This is a genomic window from Vibrio sp. B7 (genome assembly GCF_963888765.1).
Taxonomy (GTDB): Bacteria; Pseudomonadota; Gammaproteobacteria; order Enterobacterales; family Vibrionaceae; genus Vibrio; species Vibrio anguillarum.
In genome coordinates, this window is sequence record NZ_CAWPKR010000011.1 from 245259 (window position 1) to 265347 (window position 20089).

The window sequence follows — 20089 nt, forward strand, 5'->3', positions numbered from 1 at the left end:
GTTTAATTAGAAAGTGTTTCGTTTTAAATGATCAAAATTTGCTTAACGAACTGGCAATTCAATGTCTTTAAACATCTCTTCTATTTCGATATTCGATTTTAACGAGGTAGCCCGTTCGACGACAGGGCGAGTAAGATGAGGTGCGAAACGTTCCATAAAGTCAAACATATAAGAGCGCAGGAATGTACCTCGGCGAAACCCAATGCTAGTCGTGCTCGCACCAAAAAGATGGCTGGCATCAATCGCGATAAGATCGGTGTCGCGTGATTTATCTATCGCCATACTTGCGATAACACCCACCCCAATTCCCATTCGGACATAAGTTTTTATCACATCCGCATCGGTGGCGGTGAAGACAACTCGCGGCGTTAACCCTACGCGATTAAATGCAGTGTCTAACTCTGAACGACCAGTAAAACCAAACACGTAAGTGACCAATGGATACGCGGCTAAATCCTCAATCGTTACCCGTTCTTTTTTTGCAAGAGCATGATCTTTTGGCACAACAATAGAACGGTTCCAATGATAACAAGGTAGCATGATGGCATCTTGGTACAGATGAAGCGCTTCTGTTGCTATCGCAAAATTAGCGGTACCTTTTGCAACCGCTTCCGACATCTGACTTGGAGTGCCTTGGTGCATGTGTAACGACACTTTCGGATAACGTGCAGTGAATCCTTTGATTACATCAGGTAACGCGTAGCGAGCTTGTGTATGAGTCGTTGAAATATTCAGCGTACCCATCTCAGGGTGCGTATGCTCCCCTGCCACGGCCTTAATGCTTTCCACACGTGAAAGGATCTCTTGTGAGATACGAATAATATCTTCACCTGCACCCGTGACTTGTGTCAGGTGCTTACCGCTACGCTCAAAAATTTGAATACCCAATTCATCTTCGAGTAAACGAACCTGTTTACTAATGCCTGGCTGAGAGGTATAAAGGCTTTCCGCAGTTGCTGAGACATTCAGGTTGTGATTAACCACTTCAACAATATATTTTAACTGCTGTAACTTCATTATTGGCCCCGTAATCCATTATCAAAGATCCAGATCTTTCAATCATAGTTTATAATTATTAGTTATAACGCTTAACACTCTCAATTCAAAGCTTGATGATTCAAGAGCGAAGAAAAAAGTAAGTATTTTGCGTAGCTGACTAAATTTTTGCCAACTATCGCCCAATCTAAGCAATAAAAGGCAGTTTTTAGGGGTTAAAACAGGAATAATAAAAATAGTCAATTTGAAGGTGTAGTGATAACTAAGGATCGTGTATTCTTAATTGCTAGCCACTGAATTCTAATAAAGATACGGATTATATGAATATAGGTTTAATCATTGCTCTTGTAGCAGTTTTGCTGGTGTTAGTCCTTGGCTATAACATCATGCTTCAATACAAAGTAAAGGTCGAGTCAGCTAAAAAGCAGGAGTCGACTCGATATATCGCCATTATTGATGCGACAGAAGACCTTATCGGCAACGCACACCACATGCCGTTTAGTAAAGAACTCTTAGTGTGTTTAAATACCCGTATCCTTGATGCCCTACTTAGTATGTATGAGCTTGACCCGAAAAATAAGCAGTTAGCACAACGCATTGAGCATATGAAAGGGCAAATTAAGCATTTACAAGAAAACCACCCAGGTGGTGACAGTACAACGTTTAAAGTACCCACCAGCGATAAACAAGCTTTGATTATGCTTAAACTAGTGAAACGTTTAAGAGACACGATTCGTAGTGAGCACAATAAAGGACGTTTTGAAACACAATCTTACGTCGCTGAAAATGCGCGTCTAGAAACAATACAAATTCGAATCAACATTGAAAATGTTGTTAAGCGGGCAAATGATTCGATCGTTCGTGGGCAACCCGGAACTGCGATTCAGCTATTGCGTAAAGGGATCGATGTTCTGAGCTCAAAAAATGATGCTTATTCCAATCAAGCTCGTGAAAAACTTCAGTCAATGTATGATGACTTAGAAAAACGACGCCAAACAAAAAGTGCAACGGATCTTCAACAAATTGAAGATAACGAGAGAAATAGTGATATGGAAGCACTGTTTGGTGAAAAGAAAAAATGGTAGCCCATTATTTTTGATTAGGAAGTATTTTTAAGGTCGCATAAGCGACCTTTTTCATACAACAACGTAAAGAAAACATTAATTTAAATTAACGTATCATTTATCGCTTTTAGGACTTCATCCGGTCTTGTTGCCTGAGTAATTGGGCGACCGATGACTAGATAATCTGAACCAGCTTTTATGGCCTCACTCGGAGTCATAATACGTCTTTGGTCTCCTGTTTCAGAACCAATAGGACGAATCCCTGGCGTAACTAATTTAAACTCTTGACCAAGATGGCTCTTAAGCATGTGCGCTTCTTGAGCTGAGCATACCACTCCATCTAACCCTGCATTTTGAGTTAGGCTAGCCAGACGCATTACATGCTCTTTAGGCGCAACATCGATGCCAATACCACGAAGATCAGATTGTTCCATACTGGTTAGTACTGTGACAGCAATAAGTAGTGGTCTATCGTTACCATAAGGTTCAAGAATCTGGCGAGACGCCGACATCATTCTCTCCCCACCACTGGCATGAACATTCACCATCCATACGCCAAGCTCAGCCGCCGCACGTACGGCTTTAGAGCACGTGTTGGGAATATCATGAAACTTTAGGTCTAAGAATACCGAAAAACCTCTTTTGTGTAGCTCACGCACAAAATCGGGACCAAACAGGGTAAACATCTCCTTACCCACTTTTAATCGACAGCTGTTGGGGTCAATTTTATCAACAAAAGCTAACGCTTCCGCTTGTTGCTCATAATCCAACGCGACAATTACTCTCTGGTCTTTCATTTTCACTCCTAAAATAATTAAGCTAAAAAAATGCAGCTTTCATAAGCTGCAGTTTTCGAGTCGATCAGTAACTCCAGTACATGAACTCTATTCACCATCCAAACCACGGATAGGTTTAATTGAACCCCAATTCTTACATGATGGGCAGTGCCAGTAGAGAGAATGGGTTGAGAAACCACACTTTCTGCATCGGTAGTGAGGTTTTACTTTTAGTTGCTCACCTACCAATTTTTGCAAGGTCGACAAGCTCTCTTTCGCTCGACCTTCCTCTGCTTCGATGAGATGGTAGTCAATTAAACGGTAGAAGCCCTTCATGGTCGGATTTTTAACCAATTGCCGTGTCAAAAGTTCCTGTGCAGCTCCAGCACCATCATGTTGTGCCACCAACTGTGCGAGCATCAGTTCAGCTGACACTCCAGCTTCATTGATAATGCACTCGCGTAAAAACTCAACAAGTTCACCCTCTTTCCCAATATGGTGATAGCATTCAGCAAGCGTAGGCAATACCTCGCCGATAAAATCAATGTCCTGCTCCAAGACCATTTGCATATACTGGATTGTATGACGGTAGTCATCATTTTCAAGATACAGCTTACCTAAAGAGATCGTTGCGCGTACACACTTCGGATCTTCAGACAGCGCTTTTTTAAGATATTGAATCGCTTTGCTATCGCGTCCTTCAGCCTTCTCTTGCATTGCAAGTTCACACCAAAAATGGGCTATAACACTGTGCATCCTTTTTCTGCCTAATTTTACCAACGCATAAGCGTAATCGATAGCTTTATGCCACTCTCGAGTCTGTTGGTAAATAGAAACCAATTGTTGCAACGCCGCTTCTTTGTGTTCGGGCTCTTCAATCAGTTGTTCAAATATTTTTTCAGCGCGGTCGAGAAAGCCTGCCACCATATAATCTTTTGCCAATTGTTGTAAGGCGAGATTTTTTTGGTCAATAGTAAGACTTGAACGAGATATGAGATTTTGATGGATGCGGATAGCACGATCAACCTCTCCTCTTGAACGGAATAAGTTGCCCAGCGCTAAGTGGGTATCAATCGTTTCATTGTCTACTTGGAGTAGCTCGATAAAATGGTCAACGGCCTTATCTGATTGATCAGAAAGCAGCAAGTTAAGACCCGTCACATACTGACGAGAAATTTGGTGAGAGTGTTTCTGCTTGTCTTGCTGAGCACTGCGATTTCCCATATACCAGCCGTAGGCGGCGGCAATCGGTAATAGCAAGAAGAGAATTTCTAACATCAAGTCAGCCTTTATTTCACTACGCTTTACTTGTTACAGCGTTGTTCTCTGCTGTTTGCTTTTTCAGTTGCTTATTCAACTTTCTAACTTGCAACTGAGACTTGAAGTAGAAGCTACTGCCAAGCAAACAAGCAAGTAAAAAACCAGAGACAAAGACAGTGCCAAGTAAAGTAGACAGGTGAAATTCGCCTTGAGCGATCAAATAGTTAAACGTCACAACTGCTTGATTTTGAGCCCCTAATGCTAAAGCAATCAAAAAAAGTGCAAGAATTAGAACGATTTTTATAATTTTCATATGCCACTACCTATCCAGTATTGATCTGGTCTGATTATGCAGGAAAATGGCCTTACAAACCATGTCTATTATGGATTCCTTTCTTAAAAAAACGGCATACTTAAACTGTATGCCGTTTTTTAGAATACTCTCTAAATCGCTTTAGATATTCTCATTAACTCGCTCACGTAACTCTTTACCTGGCTTGAAATGAGGGACGAATTTGCCATCCAACACCACTTTATCACCGGTTTTAGGATTACGACCTACTCTAGGCTCACGATAGTGCAAAGAGAAACTACCAAATCCGCGAATTTCGATTCGCTCTCCGCTTTCTAAAGTTGATGCCATATGTTCAAGAATATCTTTCACAGCGTCTTCAATTTCTTTAGCAGATAGGTGCGTTTTCTCAGCACAGAGTCTTTCTATCAATTCAGACTTAGTCATAGTTTCCCTCATTACTTATCAAAGTAGGCACTAACTGAAAAAAAAGGAGCCTTACGGCCCCTTTTAGCGAGTTAGATTATTCGCCTTTAGCAGCCTTGAATGCATCAGCCATAGCATTACCAAACGCACCTTCATCAGCTTTGTTCAGAGTAGCCATTGCTTCTTGCTCATCAGCTTCATCTTTAGCTTTGATAGATAGGTTGATTACGCGGTTTTTACGGTCTACACCAGTAAATTTCGCTTCAACGCTGTCACCAACGCTTAGGACTAGAGACGCATCTTCAATACGGTCACGAGATGCTTCAGAAGCACGGATGTAACCTTCAACGCCGTCTACAAGTTCAATTGTAGCACCTTTCGCGTCAACTGCAGTAACAGTACCGTTAACTAGAGTACCTTTTTTGTTATCAGCAACATATGCGTTGAACGGGTCGTTTTCCATTTGCTTAACGCCAAGAGAAATACGCTCACGCTCTGCATCTACTGCTAGAACAACTGCAGAGATTTCATCGCCTTTCTTGTAATCACGTACCGCTTCTTCTCCAGGAACGTTCCAAGAGATGTCAGATAGGTGAACTAGACCGTCGATGCCGCCGTCTAGACCGATGAAGATACCGAAGTCAGTGATAGACTTGATCTTACCAGTAACTTTGTCGCCTTTAGCTTGCGCTTCAGCGAATGACTGCCATGGGTTAGCTTTACACTGTTTAAGACCTAGAGAGATACGACGACGCTCTTCGTCGATATCAAGAACCATAACCTCAACTTCGTCGCCAACATTAACAACTTTAGATGGGTGGATGTTCTTGTTAGTCCAATCCATTTCAGAAACGTGTACTAGACCTTCAACGCCTTCTTCGATTTCAACGAAGCAGCCGTAGTCAGTTAGATTTGTTACACGGCCAGATAGTTTATGACCTTCTGGGTAACGCTTAGCGATAGCTACCCATGGATCTTCGCCAAGTTGCTTAAGACCTAGTGATACGCGAGTACGATCACGATCAAACTTAAGAACTTTAACTAGGATTTCGTCACCAACGTTAACGATTTCTGATGGGTGTTTAACGCGTTTCCAAGCCATATCTGTGATATGTAGAAGACCATCAACACCACCAAGGTCAACGAATGCGCCGTAGTCAGTAAGGTTCTTAACGATACCTTTAACTTCAGTGCCTTCTTGTAGAGTTTCAAGAAGTTCGTCACGTTCAACGCTGCTTTCTGATTCGATAACAGCACGACGAGAAACAACAACGTTGTTACGTTTCTGGTCTAGTTTGATAACTTTGAACTCTAGCTCTTTGTTTTCTAGGTGAGTAGTGTCACGGATAGGACGCACGTCAACAAGAGAGCCTGGAAGGAAAGCACGGATACCGTTTAGTTCAACAGTGAAGCCACCTTTAACTTTACCATTGATAATACCAATAACAGTTTCAGCTTCTTCGTAAGCTTTCTCAAGAACGATCCAAGCTTCATGACGCTTAGCTTTCTCACGAGAAAGTTGAGTTTCACCGAAACCATCTTCAACAGCGTCTAGAGCAACGTCTACTTCAGAACCAACTTCAACTTCAAGTTCGCCAGCAGCGTTCTTGAACTGTTCAGCAGGGATAGCAGACTCAGACTTAAGACCAGCGTCAACAAGAACGAAACCATTCTCGATAGCGACTACAGTACCTTTAACGATTGTACCTTGTTGAAATTGTGTTTCGTTTAAAAACTCTTCAAAGAGTTGAGCAAAAGATTCAGTCATTTATTTAATCTTCAATAATTAAACTTCCATGGGTATCCTACCGCATGGGGTTATTAAATTCGCCAGTCATCATCCTTGCGACCGACGCTCTTACCTAGCAGAACTACTCTGCCAGCTTAGATTCTACATATTGTAATGCTTCTTCTACAACTTCGTCGATAGACATTGAGGTTGAGTCAAGCAATAGCGCATCCTCTGCAGGGCGTAATGGGGCCACTGGGCGGTTACGATCTCGGTCGTCACGCTCTTGGATCTCGCTTAAAAGGGCGTCAAATTTAACATCTAGCCCTTTGAGTTGCAACTGCTTAAAGCGACGTTGGGCTCGCTCTTGCGCGCTGGCATCGAGGAATATTTTCACTTCTGCTTGAGGAAACACAACTGTGCCCATATCACGTCCATCAGCAACCAGTCCCTGCCCTTTCGCAAAGGCTCGTTGGCGACGTAATAATGCCTCACGAACTCTAGGCAGTGCCGCTACTTTTGATGCTGCCATTCCTGTCTCTTCTTTGCGCAATTCTTTCGATACGTCCTCACCTTCAAGAATCACTCTAACCAAGTCGCCTTCTGCGATAAATTGGACATCTAAATGTGTCGCCAGAGGAACAAGCGCTTCTTCCGACTCCGTATCCACACCGTGGTGAATCGCCGCCAATGCAAGAACGCGGTAAATAGCTCCAGAATCGAGCAAATGAAAGCCTAATTTCTTAGCCAACAACATACAAAGAGTGCCTTTACCTGCACCACTTGGTCCATCTACGGTAATTACCGGAGTGTGAGAGGACATGATTTACTCCACTTAGTTTTTATGCGGCTTGCTTGCTCGCTTTTGTCGGCGACAAATTATAGTGCTTATCCGTTACAGGCGCTAGGAAGGAATGGCGATATGACTGAAATTTCACAGTGATACAAGCGTCGCTTTAAGGAGTGCGACGCTTTTGATAGAGACTTTTATAAAATGATACGCTCAGCGTTTTGCCTGACAGTAGCGGCACCAATGCCTTTCACCAAGCTCAGATCTTCTTTGGTTTTAAAATCGCCATTTTGTTGACGATATTCAACAATCGCTTGCGCTTTTTTAAGTCCAATACCTTTCAACAAAGTAGCAATTTCCTCAGCGGAAGCCTGATTTATATTAACCGTAATTTCAATGCCTTGGTGCGTTTCTACCACCTTTTCTTCTGCTAATGTCGGTGAAAGAGGCAATACGATACTTAGAAGTAACAACCCGAGTTTTGTTTTCAATTTCATATGAACATTTCCTTGTTTATTAATGGGTACCAATATTAATTGAGCTTGGAAATGAGAGGGAATCAAAAAGGTAGAAATTGAAATGGGCTGCATAAGCAGCCCATTTTGAGTTTCATATCAATTACATTACTAGCCTTTATTGGCTCACAACATAATATTCAATGTCTGTATTTTTTCGCAAAGTTGTAAGTATCGCAGCCAAATCACGTTGGCTACCGATGCGCTCTAACTGAGCCGTAATTTGATCGTTGTACTGAGGTGTGACTTTAGCCTCAACCTTATGTAGTTCAACAAGAACAATATCACCGTTCATTGCTTTCGCTTGACCGTAAATCACACTATCTGTAGCGGGTTTAGGGAGAGAAAACACCGTACTCGCCAATGGAGAGCTACGATCAATCATTTCCAACTCAGCAAATTTTAACCCACGCTGTTCCAATAAGGATTGGTCACCTTTCTTTAGGGTATCAATCAATTTTGTGGCTAACTCAATCGCTTGTTGTTCGCCTTTAACTTTAGAAAGCTGAGCAACCACTTGCTCTTTCACTTCAGCCAAAGGAAGAACCATTTGTTCCCGAGCATCATCAACACGAACAACGATAACGTGTTCTGGGGCAACTTCTAATACCTCAGAATTGAGCCTATCTTCTTTTACCTCTGGGCTTAGAATAGCTTGAAGGACAGCTGGATTTTTAAGAATTTCAGGCGCATCTTGCTGAGAAATAAAATCGGTTTTCTGAATCTTAGCTGAGATAGCTTTTGCTGCTTCATCCAGAGAGTCTGGTGATTCAAATGCCACTTTTTCTAGCTTGGTCTGCAACTCATAAAACTGATCAGCGGCCTTTTGGTCTACCATTTCAGCTTTGATTTCAGAGGCAACCTGTGCGTAGGGCTGTGCGATAGGGGCTTTAACATCATCAAGACGGATAATGTGATAGCCAAATTCAGATTTGACCAACCCTGTGATATCCCCTATCTGTTCGATAGCAAAGGCTGCTTGTTCAAAAGCTGGGTCCATCACATCATGTTCAATCCAACCTAGCGAACCACCCTCTTCTGCGCTTCCTACGTCTTCTGATTTTTCTTTCGCTAAAGTCGCGAAATCAGCGCCAGCATTCAGTTCATCGAGAATCGCCTGCGCTTTAGTTTTATCATCACCTTGAACCAAAATATGGCTTACTTTACGCTGTGCTTGAGTGGAGTATTTGTCTAAATGCTCTTGGTAGTACTGCTCGGCCTGTTCATCAGACACTACAATTTGGTCTTTCAATTGTTGGGCAGAAAGCTCGATATAAGCCACTTTAACCTGCTCTGGACGGGTATAGCGCTCTGCATTTTGTTGATAATATTGAGTAATTTCTTCATCACTCAACTCAACATTTTTAGCAAAGTCGCTGAGTGACAATGTGAGCGCACGGATATCACGGGTTTGAGAGATCAGTTCACTTTGCTGATTAACCTCACCCTGCAACGTAAATTCACTACCTTGGATAGCACTAAGTAACTGGTTACGGATAAGATCACGACGTAGATATTCTGCAAAGCTTTCAGCAGAGAAACCTGCACGGCGAAGAGCCGCTTGATAGATTTCTTGGTCAAACTTACCGCCAGTCTGGAATTGGGGCATGTCTAAAATCATTTTACGAACCTGATCATCGCTTACTCGTAAACCTAGTGATTGTGCATGCTGCTCCAACAATAAATCGTTAACCATACGATCAAGCACTGACTTACGAAATGACTCGACATACTGAGGATCAGCGAGCAAGTTAGCAAAATAATCCCCTAATTGGGATTGCATGCGATTGCGCTCGTTCTGGTACGCTTGTTCAAATTCACCACGGCCAATCTCACTATTGCCAACTTTAGCCGCAGCATTACTGCCACCGCTGACCAAGTAGCTACCGACACCTGCGAATACGAATGATAAGATAATCATTCCTAGAATAATTTTCACCGCGATGCTGTTCACGCCTTCGCGTAATCGATCCATCATAATCTAACTGCTCTCCGGATAAGAAGCTTCACACTTCAGCCTAAAAATTGAATAGCGCGATAATATCAGAAAAAGAAATGCGCATCAGTAGGATGCGCATAATTTCAAAAGGTTCGAATTAATTTTGCGCTTAAGCCGCAAAAAATAACGATTTTGATTAGTTGCAAGCGTCTTTAAGCGCTTTGCCTGCTTTGAAAGCAGGTACTTTTGCTTCTGCGATTTGGATCTCTTCACCCGTTTTAGGGTTACGACCCGTGCGCGCTGCACGAGTGCGAACGCTAAATGTACCAAAGCCAACAAGCGCTACTTGATCGCCAGATTGAAGAGTGCCACTAACGGCTTCGATGAATGCATCAAGAGCACGGCCTGCCGATGCTTTAGAGATGTCAGCGTTTTCTGCGATTTTTTCTACTAATTGTGTTTTATTCACTGTGATTCCCCTTTGCGTCACCCATTATTATTTTTTAACGGTGACTTTTCGTTCCATTAAGTTCCCAAACTAGCTTGAAGCCTTATTACATCTGGGCTGCAAGCTATAGGGGCTTACGTTAGCGCCCAAAAAAAACGCTGACAAGCCTTTTTAAGCCTATCAGCGTGATCTTTTACTTATTTTTGCTGCACATCACTATTTTTTAGCTTCAAATTCAACCCCAGAAGGGTCTCGTTCAAGTGCGATCTTCAAAACTTCATCAATCCATTGAACGGGAATGACTTTTAGATCAGCAATCACATTTGCAGGGATCTCTTCCAAATCACGCTCATTCTCTTTTGGGATCAATACGGTGGTGATACCACCACGATGTGCTGCGAGCAGTTTTTCTTTCAAACCGCCGATAGGTAATACTTCACCACGCAACGTTATCTCACCCGTCATCGCGACTTCCGCTTTCACAGGATTACCCGTCAAGCTAGAGACAAGCGCCGTACACATAGCAATACCCGCGCTTGGGCCATCTTTTGGTGTTGCGCCTTCTGGCACGTGAACGTGAATGTCACGCTTTTCATAGAAATCAGCGTTAATCCCTAATTTCTCGGCGCGTGCGCGAACCACAGTCATCGCAGCTTGAATGGATTCTTGCATCACCTCGCCCAGAGAACCAGTTTGCGTCAACTTGCCTTTGCCAGGCATTGATTCGGTTTCAATAGTCAGCAAATCACCGCCTACTTCTGTCCATGCTAAACCCGTAACTTGGCCAATTTGGTTACTGTCGTCGGCTTTGCCAAAATCACAACGTTGCACACCTAGAAACTCTTTTAAATTCTCTTGGTTGGCTACCACGGTTTTTATGTCTTTATTCAACAAGATTTTCTTCACCGCTTTACGGCAAATTTTTGAAATCTCTCGCTCTAAGCTTCGTACGCCCGCCTCACGTGTGTAATAACGGATAATACCAATAATGGCTGAATCTTCGATAACAATTTCATGAGGCTTCAAACCATTCCGCTCAACTTGCTTAGTCACTAGATGGCGTTTAGCAATATTCAGCTTTTCGTCTTCTGTATATCCGGAAAGGCGGATAACTTCCATACGGTCAAGCAGCGGACCTGGGATGTTCATTGAGTTTGATGTCGCAACAAACATGACATCAGACAAGTCATAGTCCACTTCTAAATAGTGATCGTTAAAGGTGCTATTTTGTTCAGGGTCAAGCACCTCCAACAATGCGGAAGATGGGTCACCACGCATATCTGAAGACATTTTGTCGATTTCATCAAGCAGGAACAGTGGGTTTTTCACACCAACTTTCGCCATTTTTTGAATCAACTTACCCGGAAGAGAACCGATGTAAGTACGGCGGTGACCACGAATTTCTGCTTCATCACGCACTCCACCTAACGCCATACGGGTATATTGTCGACCTGTTGCCGCCGCTATCGAGCGGCCAAGAGACGTTTTACCAACGCCCGGGGGACCAACAAGACACAAAATTGGCCCTTTCAGCTTGTTGATACGACTTTGTACCGCGAGATATTCTAAAATACGCTCTTTGACACGATCTAAACCGTAGTGATCGGCATTTAAAATCTCTTCAGCTTTTGCCAAATCTTTCTTAACTTTTGAACGTTTTGCCCAAGGAACATTGACCATCCAATCAATATAGCTACGCACAACGGTTGCTTCTGCAGACATTGGAGACATCATCTTCAATTTCTGCAGCTCTTGTTCCGTTTTTTTGCGCGCTTCCTGCGGCATTTTGGAATCGTCAATTTTCTTTTTCAGGATTTCAAATTCATCAGGTGCGTCATCCATCTCACCTAATTCTTTCTGAATCGCTTTCATCTGCTCGTTGAGGTAATACTCACGCTGAGATTTTTCCATCTGCTTTTTAACGCGACCACGAATGCGTTTTTCAACCTGTAATAGGTCGATCTCCGCTTCCATTTGTCCCATTAAAAATTCCAAACGTTCACTGACATCAACAATTTCGAGAACTTTTTGTTTTTCAATCAATTTCAATGGCATGTGAGCGGCGATGGTATCAGCCAAACGCGCGGCTTCATCAATCCCATTTAACGACGTTAATACTTCAGGCGGGATTTTCTTGTTGAGTTTGATAAAACCATCAAATTGGTTGATTGCACTGCGAACGACGACTTCCTGCTCTTTATCATCCAACTCAGGAGTGACAAGATACTGCGCTTCTGCGGAGAAAAATTCACGCTCGATGAAGCGATCAATTTTCGCTCGCTGTTGGCCTTCAACCAACACTTTCACGGTACCGTCAGGTAATTTCAGAAGTTGTAAAATCGTTGCAACTGTCCCGACTTCAAAAAGATCTTCAATTTTCGGTTCGTCGGTTTCCGCTTGCTTTTGTGCCACAAGTAACACTTGCTTGTTGTTATCCATCGCCGCTTCAAGGCATTGGATGGATTTTTCTCTGCCAACAAACAAAGGAATGACCATGTGAGGATAAACCACCACGTCACGTAGAGGTAGTACGGGGATCTCGATACGCTCGGAACGTTCCAAGTTCATATTATTCTCTCTTCCGCTTCAACTGATTACCGAGTATATGGGGGCTAACTCACGGGATTCAATAACAGAATAAAAAAAAGGAGGTATTTGCTACCTCCTTTAAATATTTCTGATTGAGATTTACTCTGCGCCAGCCGCTTGGCTCTCATTTCCGCTGTAAATTAGTAGCGGTTGTGATTCACCATTAATGACTGATTCATCGATAACCACTTTGCTGACATCGTTTACCGATGGCAGTTCATACATGGTTTCGAGTAGTACGCCTTCCAATATAGAGCGTAAACCACGTGCGCCCGTTTTGCGGTTCATTGCTTTTTTTGCAATGGCGCGCAATGCGTCTTCACGAAACTCTAGGTCAACGTTCTCTAACTCAAACAAGGCTGCGTACTGTTTCGTCAGCGCGTTTTTCGGCTCACACAGGATTTGAATCAGTGCTTCTTCATCCAGCTCTGTCAAGGTAGCCGTTACGGGAAGACGACCGATAAATTCAGGGATCAACCCATATTTTACCAAATCTTCAGGCTCTACTTGATTGAACAACTCACCGATAGTTTTGGTTTCATCTTTAGAGCGAACTTCCGCACCAAAGCCAATACCTGAACCTGTCGCAACACGTTGTTCAATCACTTTATCTAGGCCCGCAAATGCACCACCACAGATAAAGAGGATTTTGGATGTGTCTACCTGTAAAAACTCTTGTTGTGGATGCTTACGGCCACCTTGCGGTGGAACCGAAGCGATAGTGCCTTCCACCAATTTCAACAGCGCTTGCTGAACCCCTTCACCTGAGACATCTCGGGTAATTGAAGGATTTTCTGCTTTACGAGAAATCTTATCAATTTCATCGATGTAGACGATACCACGTTCCGCTTTTGCAACGTCATAATCACATTTTTGCAGCAGCTTTTGGATGATATTTTCAACATCTTCGCCGACATAACCTGCTTCAGTTAATGTGGTGGCGTCTGCCATTGTGAAAGGTACGTCTAGGAAACGAGCTAATGTTTCTGCAAGCAGTGTTTTACCACTACCTGTTGGGCCAATAAGAAGAATATTACTCTTACCTAACTCAACCCCATCGCTCGTTTTATCACCGTTTCGTAAACGCTTGTAGTGATTATATACGGCCACTGCGAGCACTTTTTTTGCATGTTCCTGGCCAATCACATAGTCATCAAGATGTTCACGGATCTTATGCGGCGTAGGTAACGCCTCAGATTCCTTTTTTGGCAGAACATCCTTAATCTCTTCACGAATGATGTCGTTACATAAATCAACGCATTCATCACAGATGTAAACAGAAGGACCGGCGATCAGCTTGCGAACTTCGTGCTGGCTTTTGCCACAGAAAGAGCAATACAACAGTTTACTACTACCGCTCTCTTTGCTTTTGTCTGTCATTCGCTAACCTCTTAGCCTTTACTTTTAATCGTCTGAGTGTAACTCAAATTACGCCAAAATGCGTTAAACAATTCTGAGAACTGTTATTCGCCACGGTGACGCAAGACTGCATCGACTAAACCGTATTCCACAGCTTGGTCAGCAGACATAAAGTTATCACGGTCGGTATCACGCTCGATAACTTCAAGCGGTTGGCCTGTATGCTCAGCAAGCAATTTGTTGAGTTTTTGCTTGATGGTAAGGATCTCTTGAGCATGGATCTGGATATCCGAAGCTTGGCCTTGGAAACCACCTAACGGCTGATGAATCATCACGCGTGAGTTAGGTAACACATAACGTTTCCCCGGAGCGCCACCAGCCAATAGGAATGCTCCCATTGAACAAGCTTGGCCCATACAAACAGTGCTAACATTCGGCTTGATGAACTGCATGGTGTCATAAATTGACATACCAGCAGTCACACTGCCTCCTGGCGAGTTGATGTAGAGGAAAATATCTTTATCAGGGTTTTCCGATTCTAAAAACAACAGCTGCGCTACAACAAGGTTAGCCATGTGATCTTCAACTTGACCCGTTAAGAAAATCACTCGTTCTTTGAGTAGGCGGGAATAAATATCGTATGAGCGCTCACCGCGGGAAGTCTGCTCAACCACCATGGGTACTAGCGCGTCAAAAATTGGCGACATTGCGTTTTTTTCTTGGTAGCTCATATTGTTATGTCCCTAAAATAAATGGCCCGAATGATGGGTATCACACGGACCATTGTTAGCAGAATAGTTAACCTGTAGTCAACCACCTACGCTACATATTGCTTATTAAGCAGGTTGCTGGTTCATTAGCTCATTGAAGCTAACAGCCTTTTCAGAAACCTGTGCTTTAGCAATGATCGCGTCGATTGCTTGCTCTTCTAGAGCAAGGTTACGCATGTTGTTCATCATTTGCTGATTTTGAGAATAGTATGCCATTACTTCAGCTGGATCTTCGTACGCTGTTGCCATCTCTTCGATCAATGCTTTCACTTTATCTTCGTCAGCTTTTAGCTCTTCAGACTTGATCACTTCACCAAGAAGTAGGCCAACCACTACGCGACGTTTTGCTTGTTCTTCGAACAATTCACGTGGTAGTTGAGCGGCCGCTTCTGGGTTACCGCCAAAGCGTTGCGCAGCTTGTTGACGCAGTACGTCGATCTCTTGATCGATCAGTGCAGAAGGAACATTGATATCGTTCTCTTTTACTAGACCTTCAATCGCTTGCTCTTTAATGCGGTTTTTTACTGCTTGCTTAAGTTCACGTTCCATATTTTTGCGAACTTCAGCTTTCAGCGCTTCAACACCGCCTTCAGCCACACCAAACTTGGCAACGAACTCGTCGTTTAACTCTGGTAATTCACGCACTTCAACTTTGTTGATTTTAATTGCGAATTTCGCCGCTTTACCTTTTAGATTTTCCGCGTGGTAATCTTCAGGGAAGTTAACGTCGATTTCAAATTCCATACCTTTGGTTTTGCCAACGATACCGTCTTCAAAACCAGGGATCATGCGACCTGCACCCATTTCTAGAGGGAAGTTTTCAGCTTTACCGCCTTCAAACTCAACGCCATCAATAGAACCAACGAAATCGATCGTCGCGCGCGAACCCGCTTCCGCAGCTGCGTCTACTTCTTTCCACGTTGCTTGTTGCTTGCGTAACGTTTCTAGCATCTCAGCAACGTCTTCTTCCTTCACTTCAACCGCTGGTTTTTCAACAGTGATGTTTTCTAGACCTTTTAACTCAACTTCTGGATATACTTCAAAAGTTGCATTGAAAACAAGGTCTTGGCCTTCTTCGATAGAAACTGGTGCGAATGTTGGTGCGCCTGCTGGGTTGATTTTCTCTTTTACGATAGCTTCAATGAAGTGGCGTTGCATCACTTCGCCCATGACGTCTTGACGTACCGCTTTACCGTACATTTGCGCAACCATTTTCAAAGGCACTTTGCCTTTGCGGAAACCATCGAAACGACGATTCTTAGCGATATTGCGTAGCTCTTTTGTAACTGCATCTTCGATGTTAGCAGCAGGAACAGTAATATTCAGACGGCGCTCTAGGCCTTCTAGCGTTTCAACAGTAACTTGCATTATTTATAAACCTCAAAACTGGCCCAGTATTTCTGAGCAATATGAGCCGCAACTTAGGCGATGCCTTGTGCTTGGCTGCATCCTTGTGTTGTGCTCTATCCGAACACTTATATTAAAACCAGCATCAACATTGGCCAAAAGACCCAATATTGGACTAATAAGCGATATCTTTAGAGACTCTAATGCATCACAAAAGGTATCTCTGATTAGTCTCAGGACAGAAAATTTAGACGCGACATTCTACCGACCAGAATCAGTGCTGTCGAGCCAATCACCGCAGAGAGATGATTCCGTACCCTAAATTGCTTTCTAAGTGCTAAAAATTCCACCAACGTGAAAAAGCACAGTTTTGAAATGGGGACAATAAAGGCTTTTTCAAGGGAATCGAGGCTTTTTTTACCCCAAAAGCGTAAAAAGAGATCTTGCTCCTGTTTTGCACCCCACAATTGCGCTCTTTTTAAACATCACCCAAAGGAAAACCAGTAGAATTATGAGTCAATGCTGGGAGCATTATCACTTGCAAAAATGGATATCTCTCGCAAAAGAACTGCCCTTGTCGCGCCGCTGAACATGGAGAAAGGATGCTACATATTCGCCGAGTAAACCTTATTTTTGTAACGTTATTCCTTTTGTCTACCGCGGCTGGGGCGCATTTTGTTTGGCGGCACAACTACCAAAGTTTATTGATTGAACATCAAGCTCAGCTAGAGCGATTCTCTAGCCACATCACCACAAAACTTGATAAATATGCACATATCCCAAGATTGCTAGCCAAAGATAAAGAACTCATTGACGCTTTACACAGCCCCAGCAATAGCGCCCAAATTGAAATCACTAATCGCTATTTAGAACAGGTCAATGAAGTGATTCAAGCCGCTGACACCTACCTCATCGACCAATATGGCAACACGATCGCAGCAAGTAACTGGCACCTCACTCATTCATTTATTGGCCGAAACTTCGCTTGGCGGCCTTACTTTAAAACGGCCATAACTGGACAAGAGAGCCAATATTTTGCGTTAGGATCAACATCGGGGCAACGAGGATATTACTACTCCTACCCTATCGTTTATGCCGCGGATGTCATTGGCGTAGTGGTAGTGAAGATGGATCTTTCCGCGATTGAGGAAAACTGGCAGAGCAAACAAAGCTATTTTGTCGCCACCGACAACAACAACATTATTTTCATGTCCAGCCAACCGGAGTGGCTGTTTAAAAGTGTTGCCATGCTGAGCGAAAGCGATCGAATTGCGGTTCAAAATAGCCGCCAATATCTTGATACCTCTATTCGCTCACTCGGATTGATCGGCGATTTCAATGCATCCGTTGCCGAATGGGAAAATCCTTATCAAACTTGGATTAAAGGCGATTTCATCGTTTCAACCAAACCGCTGCCCAGTATCGGGCTCAACATTCGGGTTTTATCGCCCAAAATAAACATTTTCTGGGATAGCTTTGGATTTACTCTGATCAACAGCATGCTGTTTGCCATCGTCTACTTAGGGCTATTACTGGTTCATCACCGCCAACTCAAACAGCGCCAAATCGAACAGTTACAGTCTGAAGCAAAACAAAAATTAGAGTTTCTGGTGATGGAGCGAACCTCTGCACTGCACGCGGAAATTGCGGAGCGAAGTAAAACAGAGAGCATGTTACGCCAAACTCAAGATGAATTGATCCAAGCTGCGAAACTGGCTGTGCTTGGGCAAATGTCCGCCAGTATTAGTCACGAGCTGAATAATCCACTGGCCGCTATCCGCAGTTTTGCCGACAATGGGCGGCGTTTTTTAGCCAATGGTAAGCCGGAACGGACCGATGACAACTTGACTCGCATTTCAGCGCTCACCGAACGCATGGCTAAAATCAGTGAACAGCTCAAATCGTTTGCGCGAAAAAGTAACACCGATGAGAAAGTGAACGCGCAATTATTACCGATCATTTTGTCGACAAAAGAGTTGATGCAACCGCAATTTAAATCGAATTTGATTCAATTTGAAATGGAATTACCCGCGATGGATCTTTGGGTGCGTGTCAATCCAATCCAACTAGAACAAGTCTTGATTAACTTGCTAACCAACGCGATGCAGGCCCTTGAGGAACAACATCAAAAATGCGTTCGTTTGAGCACTGAGTGCAAGGCCTCTCAAGTGTTGATCCATATTGATGATAACGGCCCGGGAATTACACAAGAAAAAATAGCCCATCTTTTCGAACCGTTTTTCACCACGAAAAAAAATGGCTTAGGCTTAGGCTTGTCGATTTCACAGCAGATAATACAAAGCATGGACGGTGAGTTAACGATGACCAGTTCACCGCAGTGTGGGGCGCGATTTTCAGTCTCTCTACCGATCGTTACGCCAAGCGTGTGATTTACAGACAAAGTATGGTTTAAAGATAAAAAGCAGTTAAGGACAACCAATGTGTGATGTATTTTTTATCGATGATGAGGCGGATATCCGTATCGCCATTGCGCAAAGTTTCGAGCTCGCCGACCTCACAGCGCGGTTATTTTCCAGTGCGGAAGAAGCCTTACTGGCGGCCAAAGCCGACGGGCTGCCTCTTGTGGTGGTGAGCGATATTTGCTTACCTGGCCTCAGTGGCCAGAGCTTACTCAACTCGATTCATCATCAAGATGCTGAGGTCCCTGTTATTTTGATCACAGGACATGGCGATATTTCGATGGCCGTACAAGCGATGCACGATGGCGCATACGATTTTATCGAAAAACCTTTTGCTACTGAACGCTTGATAGAAACCATCCACCGCGCGATAGAAAAACGCCACTTAACGTTAGAAAATCAGCAGCTAAAACGCAGCTTAAAAGCGAGCCAAACTCTTGGACCACGCATTATCGGTAATACTGGCAACATCCAAGCGTTAAGGGACACCATCACTCATGTCGCCGACACTCAGGCTGACATTCTACTGTTTGGCGAAACTGGCACAGGAAAGGAGCTGGTTGCTCGATCGTTACATGAGCAGAGTTCTCGCCGCGGGCTCAATTTCGTCGCACTGAACTGCGGCGCAGTGCCTGAAAATTTGATAGAGAGTGAACTTTACGGCCATGAAAAAGGCGCCTTTACTGGCGCTGAAACCAAACGCATTGGCAAATTTGAACATGCACAAGGCGGCACCTTATTTCTGGACGAGATTGAATCAATGCCGATGCAGGCGCAAATTCGTTTATTACGCGTATTGCAAGAAAGAGTCATTGAACGAGTTGGGTCCAATACCTTGATTCCTCTGGATATTCGAGTCATCGCCGCAACAAAAATCGATTTAAAGCAAGCAGCTCAAGCAGGCACCTTTCGTCAAGATCTCTACTATCGCTTAAACATTGTCACATTAGATATTCCACCACTTCGCCAACGTAAAGAGGATATTCCCGCGCTTTTCCATCACTTTTTGTTAGTGGCCGCGGCTCGTTACGGTAAAGCGGCAACCGCACTCTCTCAACCTGAAATGCAGCGCTTAATCAGCCATGACTGGCCGGGAAACGTACGCGAACTACGCAACGCCGCAGAACGCTATGTGCTATTGGGGAAACTGGCTCAGTTAGGCGACAGCGAGCCATCACAAAAATTACCCACCCATTTAGTCGAACAAGTGGCCGAATTTGAAAAATCCGTGATTGAACAAGCATTGATTGAGTGTGGTGGGCGTATCAATGAAACAATGGAAAGGCTCAACGTACCGCGTAAAACGTTGTACGACAAAATGCAGCGTTACGGATTAGACAAAGAGCTCTATAAAATATAGAGCTCTAAT

At 43.6% G+C, this 20089-nt stretch carries 17 protein-coding genes; 3 read left to right on the forward strand and 14 right to left on the reverse strand.

Features of this window, described 5'->3' with window-relative positions; genetic code table 11:
• Positions 1-42: 42 nt before the first annotated feature.
• On the reverse strand, positions 43-1017 hold the full coding sequence (cysB, locus tag AACV32_RS06170) for an HTH-type transcriptional regulator CysB (protein WP_010317444.1): 975 nt from the start codon (positions 1015-1017) through the stop codon (positions 43-45).
• A 299-nt stretch (positions 1018-1316) separates the two neighbouring features.
• On the opposite strand from cysB, the gene AACV32_RS06175 reads away from it, so the two are divergent.
• Complete coding sequence (locus AACV32_RS06175; protein ID WP_013857174.1) at positions 1317-2081, forward strand: hypothetical protein; 765 nt, start codon at positions 1317-1319, stop codon at positions 2079-2081.
• Positions 2082-2161: 80 nt separating this feature from the next.
• On the opposite strand, the gene pyrF is transcribed toward AACV32_RS06175, so the two are convergent.
• From pyrF to tig, 13 genes are all read right to left on the reverse strand, one after another.
• On the reverse strand, positions 2162-2857 hold the full coding sequence (pyrF, locus tag AACV32_RS06180; protein WP_038170096.1) for an orotidine-5'-phosphate decarboxylase: 696 nt from the start codon (positions 2855-2857) through the stop codon (positions 2162-2164).
• Between the two features lie 87 nt (positions 2858-2944).
• Complete coding sequence (gene lapB / locus AACV32_RS06185) at positions 2945-4114, reverse strand: lipopolysaccharide assembly protein LapB (protein WP_026028046.1); 1170 nt, start codon at positions 4112-4114, stop codon at positions 2945-2947.
• Between the two features lie 19 nt (positions 4115-4133).
• Positions 4134-4409 carry a LapA family protein gene (locus AACV32_RS06190; protein ID WP_013857177.1) on the reverse strand — a complete coding sequence of 92 codons (276 nt, stop codon included), beginning with the start codon at positions 4407-4409 and terminating at the stop codon, positions 4134-4136.
• Between the two features lie 141 nt (positions 4410-4550).
• Positions 4551-4835: an integration host factor subunit beta gene (ihfB, locus tag AACV32_RS06195; protein ID WP_010317449.1), complete on the reverse strand. Its 285-nt coding sequence runs from the start codon at positions 4833-4835 to the stop codon at positions 4551-4553.
• A 76-nt stretch (positions 4836-4911) separates the two neighbouring features.
• Positions 4912-6582, reverse strand: a complete 1671-nt coding sequence (gene rpsA / locus AACV32_RS06200) for a 30S ribosomal protein S1 (RefSeq protein WP_013857179.1) — start codon at positions 6580-6582, stop codon at positions 4912-4914.
• Between the two features lie 103 nt (positions 6583-6685).
• Positions 6686-7366 carry a (d)CMP kinase gene (gene cmk / locus AACV32_RS06205; RefSeq protein WP_013857180.1) on the reverse strand — a complete coding sequence of 227 codons (681 nt, stop codon included), beginning with the start codon at positions 7364-7366 and terminating at the stop codon, positions 6686-6688.
• 164 nt (positions 7367-7530) lie between these two features.
• Entirely contained in the window at positions 7531-7830 is a 300-nt protein-coding gene (locus AACV32_RS06210; RefSeq protein ID WP_017044597.1) for a ComEA family DNA-binding protein, read from the reverse strand.
• A 136-nt stretch (positions 7831-7966) separates the two neighbouring features.
• The gene (gene ppiD / locus AACV32_RS06215) at positions 7967-9826 is read right to left on the reverse strand and encodes a peptidylprolyl isomerase (RefSeq protein ID WP_170894780.1); all 1860 of its coding nucleotides are present in this window, start codon (positions 9824-9826) and stop codon (positions 7967-7969) included.
• A 157-nt stretch (positions 9827-9983) separates the two neighbouring features.
• A complete protein-coding gene (locus AACV32_RS06220; RefSeq protein WP_026027116.1) occupies positions 9984-10256 on the reverse strand; it encodes an HU family DNA-binding protein in 273 nt (90 codons plus the stop codon).
• 195 nt (positions 10257-10451) lie between these two features.
• Positions 10452-12803: an endopeptidase La gene (gene lon, locus AACV32_RS06225; RefSeq protein ID WP_170894781.1), complete on the reverse strand. Its 2352-nt coding sequence runs from the start codon at positions 12801-12803 to the stop codon at positions 10452-10454.
• Between the two features lie 120 nt (positions 12804-12923).
• The gene (gene clpX / locus AACV32_RS06230; protein WP_013857185.1) at positions 12924-14204 is read right to left on the reverse strand and encodes an ATP-dependent protease ATP-binding subunit ClpX; all 1281 of its coding nucleotides are present in this window, start codon (positions 14202-14204) and stop codon (positions 12924-12926) included.
• Positions 14205-14287: 83 nt separating this feature from the next.
• Entirely contained in the window at positions 14288-14914 is a 627-nt protein-coding gene (gene clpP / locus AACV32_RS06235) for an ATP-dependent Clp endopeptidase proteolytic subunit ClpP (protein WP_010317461.1), read from the reverse strand.
• Between the two features lie 105 nt (positions 14915-15019).
• Positions 15020-16321, reverse strand: coding sequence for a trigger factor (gene tig / locus AACV32_RS06240; RefSeq protein WP_013857186.1), 1302 nt, complete (start codon positions 16319-16321; stop codon positions 15020-15022).
• A gap of 581 nt (positions 16322-16902) precedes the next feature.
• On the opposite strand from tig, the gene AACV32_RS06245 reads away from it, so the two are divergent.
• Entirely contained in the window at positions 16903-18690 is a 1788-nt protein-coding gene (locus AACV32_RS06245; protein ID WP_170894782.1) for a sensor histidine kinase, read from the forward strand.
• 49 nt (positions 18691-18739) lie between these two features.
• Complete coding sequence (locus tag AACV32_RS06250) at positions 18740-20080, forward strand: sigma-54-dependent transcriptional regulator (protein ID WP_170894783.1); 1341 nt, start codon at positions 18740-18742, stop codon at positions 20078-20080.
• The last annotated feature ends 9 nt before the right edge of the window (positions 20081-20089 follow it).

Bases quoted from the DNA above. Each gene is read 5' to 3' on its own strand.
- AACV32_RS06175 (WP_013857174.1), top strand. From the start codon at position 1,317: ATGAATATAGGTTTAATCATTGCTCTTGTAGCAGTTTTGCTGGTGTTA.
- AACV32_RS06245 (WP_170894782.1), top strand. From the start codon at position 16,903: ATGCTACATATTCGCCGAGTAAACCTTATTTTTGTAACGTTATTCCTT.
- tig (WP_013857186.1), bottom strand. From the start codon at position 16,321: ATGCAAGTTACTGTTGAAACGCTAGAAGGCCTAGAGCGCCGTCTGAAT.
- ihfB (WP_010317449.1), bottom strand. From the start codon at position 4,835: ATGACTAAGTCTGAATTGATAGAAAGACTCTGTGCTGAGAAAACGCAC.
- rpsA (WP_013857179.1), bottom strand. From the start codon at position 6,582: ATGACTGAATCTTTTGCTCAACTCTTTGAAGAGTTTTTAAACGAAACA.
- clpX (WP_013857185.1), bottom strand. From the start codon at position 14,204: ATGACAGACAAAAGCAAAGAGAGCGGTAGTAGTAAACTGTTGTATTGC.
- lon (WP_170894781.1), bottom strand. From the start codon at position 12,803: ATGAACTTGGAACGTTCCGAGCGTATCGAGATCCCCGTACTACCTCTA.
- cmk (WP_013857180.1), bottom strand. From the start codon at position 7,366: ATGTCCTCTCACACTCCGGTAATTACCGTAGATGGACCAAGTGGTGCA.
- pyrF (WP_038170096.1), bottom strand. From the start codon at position 2,857: ATGAAAGACCAGAGAGTAATTGTCGCGTTGGATTATGAGCAACAAGCG.
- AACV32_RS06210 (WP_017044597.1), bottom strand. From the start codon at position 7,830: ATGAAATTGAAAACAAAACTCGGGTTGTTACTTCTAAGTATCGTATTG.
- AACV32_RS06250 (WP_170894783.1), top strand. From the start codon at position 18,740: ATGTGTGATGTATTTTTTATCGATGATGAGGCGGATATCCGTATCGCC.
- cysB (WP_010317444.1), bottom strand. From the start codon at position 1,017: ATGAAGTTACAGCAGTTAAAATATATTGTTGAAGTGGTTAATCACAAC.
- lapB (WP_026028046.1), bottom strand. From the start codon at position 4,114: ATGTTAGAAATTCTCTTCTTGCTATTACCGATTGCCGCCGCCTACGGC.
- AACV32_RS06190 (WP_013857177.1), bottom strand. From the start codon at position 4,409: ATGAAAATTATAAAAATCGTTCTAATTCTTGCACTTTTTTTGATTGCT.
- ppiD (WP_170894780.1), bottom strand. From the start codon at position 9,826: ATGATGGATCGATTACGCGAAGGCGTGAACAGCATCGCGGTGAAAATT.
- clpP (WP_010317461.1), bottom strand. From the start codon at position 14,914: ATGAGCTACCAAGAAAAAAACGCAATGTCGCCAATTTTTGACGCGCTA.